At 68.3% G+C, this 4,202-nt stretch carries 6 protein-coding genes and 1 pseudogene; 1 reads left to right on the top strand and 6 read right to left on the bottom strand.

The window, feature by feature from the left end; genetic code table 11:
- Positions 1-79 precede the first annotated feature (79 nt).
- Positions 80-391, bottom strand: coding sequence for a YqjD family protein (locus ACE3TU_RS19775; RefSeq protein WP_004305172.1), 312 nt, complete (start codon positions 389-391; stop codon positions 80-82).
- Between the two features lie 111 nt (positions 392-502).
- Between ACE3TU_RS19775 and ACE3TU_RS19770 the strand changes: the two genes are divergently transcribed.
- Positions 503-1,189 (top strand): TlpA disulfide reductase family protein, encoded by a 687-nt coding sequence (locus tag ACE3TU_RS19770; RefSeq protein ID WP_245537149.1) that lies wholly within the window; start codon positions 503-505, stop codon positions 1,187-1,189.
- 94 nt (positions 1,190-1,283) lie between these two features.
- Here ACE3TU_RS19770 and ACE3TU_RS19765 read toward each other — a convergent pair whose 3' ends face one another.
- The 5 genes and pseudogenes from ACE3TU_RS19765 to ACE3TU_RS19745 form a co-directional block, all read right to left on the bottom strand.
- A complete protein-coding gene (locus ACE3TU_RS19765; RefSeq protein WP_004305169.1) occupies positions 1,284-1,772 on the bottom strand; it encodes a nitrous oxide reductase accessory protein NosL in 489 nt (162 codons plus the stop codon).
- Positions 1,769-2,332 carry a nitrous oxide reductase accessory protein NosL gene (locus ACE3TU_RS19760; protein WP_374627358.1) on the bottom strand — a complete coding sequence of 188 codons (564 nt, stop codon included), beginning with the start codon at positions 2,330-2,332 and terminating at the stop codon, positions 1,769-1,771. Before ACE3TU_RS19760 ends, ACE3TU_RS19765 begins: the two co-directional genes overlap by 4 nt.
- 141 nt (positions 2,333-2,473) lie before the next feature.
- The gene (locus ACE3TU_RS19755; RefSeq protein ID WP_004305165.1) at positions 2,474-2,977 is read right to left on the bottom strand and encodes a TlpA disulfide reductase family protein; all 504 of its coding nucleotides are present in this window, start codon (positions 2,975-2,977) and stop codon (positions 2,474-2,476) included.
- An 11-nt stretch (positions 2,978-2,988) separates the two neighbouring features.
- A complete protein-coding gene (locus ACE3TU_RS19750) occupies positions 2,989-3,999 on the bottom strand; it encodes a hypothetical protein (RefSeq protein WP_004305163.1) in 1,011 nt (336 codons plus the stop codon).
- Positions 3,996-4,202: pseudogene (locus ACE3TU_RS19745) on the bottom strand (ABC transporter ATP-binding protein); the annotation flags it as partial. The gene ACE3TU_RS19750 and the pseudogene ACE3TU_RS19745, both read right to left, overlap by 4 nt.

The raw sequence follows: 4,202 nt of genomic DNA, 5'->3' as shown, positions 1-4,202 counted from the left end.
CTGCAGCCCGGCATCGACGATGCCGTGCAGGCTTTCGGCGAGACGCGGTCTGGGCGGCCTGGGCTCGGTGCTCATCGAATCAGCGACGGCTGACCAGCAGGCCGAGCAGGAAGGCGACGCCGGCGGCGACGCCGACCGACTGCCAGGGGTTTTCGTGCACGTAGTCGTCGGTTGCGCGCACGGCCTTCTTGCCGGAGTCGACGATCGCGGCCTCGGCATCGGCCAGGCGGTCCTTGGCGACCGCGACGCGACCGTTGATGCGCGCGCGCAGATCATCGAGCTTGCCGCCCTGCTGGTCGGCGGTGAGCTTGAGGAGTTCCTCCGCGTCCGAAATCAGGGACTTGAGGTCGTCGACGATCTTGTCCTTGGAGGGCTGAAGGGTCGTTGCCATGGTGGTTCTCCTGTGAGTGGTCCGGGAAAAGTGGCCTGAAGCGCTTCGTGCCATGCCTGAAGCAAGCCTACCCCGCGGGGCGTCCGGCCGCAATGAACGATGCGTAAGCGAGTGCTGAAGCCGCTGCAGGGGTATGCCGAATCGAAGCGCGATGTCCGGTTGCAGCGTGTTTTCGGCGGTGCGCCGGGTGCCGTTGCTTGGCAGAATCGGGGCATCTTTCGCGAACGTGCCTGGCGCCGACCGGAACGGCTGCGGATGAAGACGCTCCAAGGACAAGCTTCTCACCGACAAGGTTGCACCATGATCCGTAAATTCGCCCCGATCCTTTGCCTCGGCCTTTTGGCGACGACCGTCCACGCTGCCGAAGACATCGACACCGCGGCCTTGTTCTCGGCCTCGCTGACCGGGCTCGACGCTCAGCCGGTGGCCATGGAGCGCTTCCGCGGGCGGCCGCTCATCGTCAATTTCTGGGCGCGCTGGTGCGCGCCCTGTCGCGAAGAGATCCCCGAGCTCATCCGCCTGCGCGATGCGCAGGGCGCGGACGGGATCGAGGTGATCGGGGTTGCGCTCGAGAGCCAGGTCGAGGGCGTGCGCGTGTTCGCCACCGCCAACGACATGCGCTATCCGGTGGTGCTGGCGGCGAAGCAGGGCATCCCGCTGATGAAGGCGCTCGGCAACGCGGCGGGCGGCGTGCCCTACACGGTCTATATCGGCCGCGACGGCAAGGCGGTGGGCAGCAAGCTGGGGATCGTGCGCGCGGACGATCTCGCCGCGGCGACGAAGGTGCTGCTGAAGTGAGCGCGTGCGGGTGAATGCCCGCACTGCCGCGGCCAGGTTGCCGCAGTTCTCAGACACGGGCGGCGCCGGGCGCCATCGGCGCCCGGGCCGTGGGCTACTCGAAGCGCCCGGCGTCGAGCATCGACGGAAGGCCCGCGCCGACCTCGTCGAAACGCAGGACGCGCGCGCCCTTGTGCTCCTTCAGAAAGTCGGCCGCGTCCTCTCGACTGGCCAGGGGCACGAACTCGTGCCCCATCGGCCCCAGTACGTCCGAGCCCACGACGTACCACGCATTCCTCGCGTCGATGGCGGTCAGCCCGTAGTACTCGGTCACCGAAATGCGCTCGATCTGGTCGCGGCTGTGGCCGGCAGCGTACTTCGCCGGGTCGTGCCAGAACTTGAACAGGTCCTTGGCGCCGTCGAAGAAGTGGGCGTGACCGTCCTTGTAGACGATGGTCGCCACCCAGTTCGGATACTTCGACACCAGCATGCCGCACACCGGGCACAGATCCTTCGTGCCCGGCTTCGGCAGCTCGGCGGCCGGCGCCTGCGCGAGCGCGAACCCCGTCCAGGCTGCGAAAACGAAAGCGAGCAGGGTCTTCATCCTTTGTTGTGCTGCTCCATCATCTTTTGTCGACGCTCGGCGCGGTTCTTGCGGATGCGGGTGACGTCGGCCGACATGTCGGTGTAGGCGGCCAGCAGCGCGCCGTCGAAGTCGGTGAGCTCGCCGCCGTTCGCCGCCTGCGAGACCTTGGCGGCCTCGGCGCTGCCGTAGGCGACCTTGCTGCGCGCGGTCATCACGCCGGCCAACTTGCTGCCGACCAGGAAGCTGGCCTTCTCGACTTCGACCAGCGGCCTGGTATCGCCTTCGGCTGCGTTGTCGCCCACCCACAGCGCCTTGGGGTCGCGATCGATGTTCAGCGCCAGGCTGATCGCCGCGCAATGCAGCGAACAGGTGCCGTCAGCGAGGTCGTCGGCGTAGTGCACGACCATGCGCGAGTGGTGGAACTGTTTGCGATCCATGCCGCAATACGGGCATTTGGGATGCTTGGCGAGGTCATCGACCTGCGGCTGCGGATCGGCTGCGGTCTTGGGGATGAACTGCGCCGGGGTGCCGTCGCCGGTGCAGCCGGACTGCGCGGCGGCCTTGCCGGCGGTGGCCATTCCGATGCTGGCGAGGACGGACATCTTGAGGGCTTCTCTGCGATCCATGGTCTGCTCCTTCGGGGTGGTGCCGGCGCGTGCCGGCAGGGTTCGATTCGAATCGGGCTGCGCCTGCGGCAGGCGCTGCGGCCCGGGGCCGGGTCATCGCGTCTCCGGCAGGATGCGATCGAGCTGGATGGCCAGCAGCCTGTCGTCGAGTTCGCCGATGACCTTGCCGCTGATCAGCCCGTTGCGATCGACGAAGATGGTCATCGGCAGGCCTTTCACGCCGTAATCGCGGGTGATGCGCGCGCCGGGGTCGAGCACGGCCGAGTAACCGACGCCGAGGCGCTCGATGAAGGCGGCGGCGGTGGCGCGGTCCTGGGCGACGTTGACCGCCAGCACGCTCAGTCCGCTCGCCGCGTGTTCGCGCCAGGCACGGTCGATCCGCGTCATGCTGTTGGCGCAGTAGCGGCACCAGTCGGCCCAGAAATCGATGATCACCGGCTTGTCGGCAAAGTCTTCCGGGAACCGGCGTACGCCGCCGTCCAGGCCCATTGCCTCGAAGGCGGGGGCAGCGATGCCGCGCGCCGGGCCGGCGTCGGATCCGCCCCGGCCGCAGGCGGCGAGCAGGGTGCAGGCAAGGACGAGCAGCAGGTTCTTCATCGGCAGTGGCCTCAGTCGAGCAGGATCAGGTTGGAGCGCAGCACCATCACGCTCGCCACCAGCATGAAGAGCACAAAGCCCGCCGCGGCGATGCCGGCCAGGCGTGCGCTGGCCTGCGGGGCGAGGGTGGCGAGGCTGGGGCGGCCGCCGAACATCCTCAGCACCCCGGCCGCCAGCCCGGCCGCGGCGGCGGCGAACAGCGGGATGTAGAGCAGGTAGCCCTGGTAGCCGTATTCGGGTTTCAGGATGCAGAACGGGCAGTGGTGATGGGGATGCTCGTAGATGTACAGCGACACGAAGGCGACCACCCCGGCGAGCGCGGCGAAGAAGGCGGCGACCGAGGCCGTGCCGACCGCGAGCCCGCTCCACAGCCTGTGCCCGCCGCTCTTCCAGTGCCAGGCAGCGAGCAGGATCGCGCCGCCCAGCGTGGCGTAGAAGACGCTCATCGCCCGTGCCGGCGCCAGCGCGCTGACCTCGCTCGCGACCGTGTCGGCCTCTTCCGAGAACAGGCTGCCGCAGCACGAGGTGATGACGTCCGCCTCGAGGCGGATGAAGTAGTTGAACTGCAGGTACAGCACCGCCGCGGCGAGCGGCGCGTAGGCGAGCAGCAGGCGGTACTTGATGCGGGTGAGCGGATAGTCGCGCGCCTGGTTGTCGAGGCGGTTGATCGCCAGCCACGTCGCCGCGAAGAAGAACGCCACGAGCTGTGCGTATAGCGCCGGAAAGCCGTACGCGTTGGCGTTGAGCGTGCCGACGGCGCACATCGCGCCGACGAACATCACCGACATCCTGTCGGCGTTGAACACGAACAGCAGCGTCGACAGCACCTGCAGCCCGCACACCAGCGCCACCATCATCGAGAACAGGTAGGTCAGGCGCTCGAGCCGCAACTGGCGCTCGCTGCCGCTGCCGAGGTCCCAGTGGCGGATGAGCTGCAGCGCGAACGGCGACGCCACCGCCAGCATGGCCACGCTCAGGCCGGCGGCGAGCAGCAGGGCGATGATGGCGGGCTGGAAGATCATGGCCAGGCCTTGCGCGTGTCGACGACCTCGATGAGCCGGCCGTCGCGCAGCGAATACACCCGGTCGACGACCTCGGACTCGACCACCAGCGGGTCGTGGCTGGTGAGGATCACCGTGCGCCCGGCCTCGGCGAGGCGGCGCAGGATGGCGAGGAATTCGGCCGAGAGCGTGCTGTCGAGGTTGGCGGTGGGTTCGTCGGCGAC

Source organism: Devosia sp., from assembly GCF_041917035.1.
Lineage (GTDB): Bacteria > Pseudomonadota > Alphaproteobacteria > Rhizobiales > Devosiaceae > Devosia_A.
This window is presented reverse-complemented; position numbering and strand designations above follow the sequence as displayed.

Bases quoted from the DNA above. Each gene is read 5' to 3' on its own strand.
- ACE3TU_RS19775 (WP_004305172.1), bottom strand. From the start codon at position 391: ATGGCAACGACCCTTCAGCCCTCCAAGGACAAGATCGTCGACGACCTC.
- ACE3TU_RS19765 (WP_004305169.1), bottom strand. From the start codon at position 1,772: ATGAAGACCCTGCTCGCTTTCGTTTTCGCAGCCTGGACGGGGTTCGCG.
- ACE3TU_RS19760 (WP_374627358.1), bottom strand. From the start codon at position 2,332: ATGGCCACCGCCGGCAAGGCCGCCGCGCAGTCCGGCTGCACCGGCGAC.
- ACE3TU_RS19755 (WP_004305165.1), bottom strand. From the start codon at position 2,977: ATGAAGAACCTGCTGCTCGTCCTTGCCTGCACCCTGCTCGCCGCCTGC.
- ACE3TU_RS19750 (WP_004305163.1), bottom strand. From the start codon at position 3,999: ATGATCTTCCAGCCCGCCATCATCGCCCTGCTGCTCGCCGCCGGCCTG.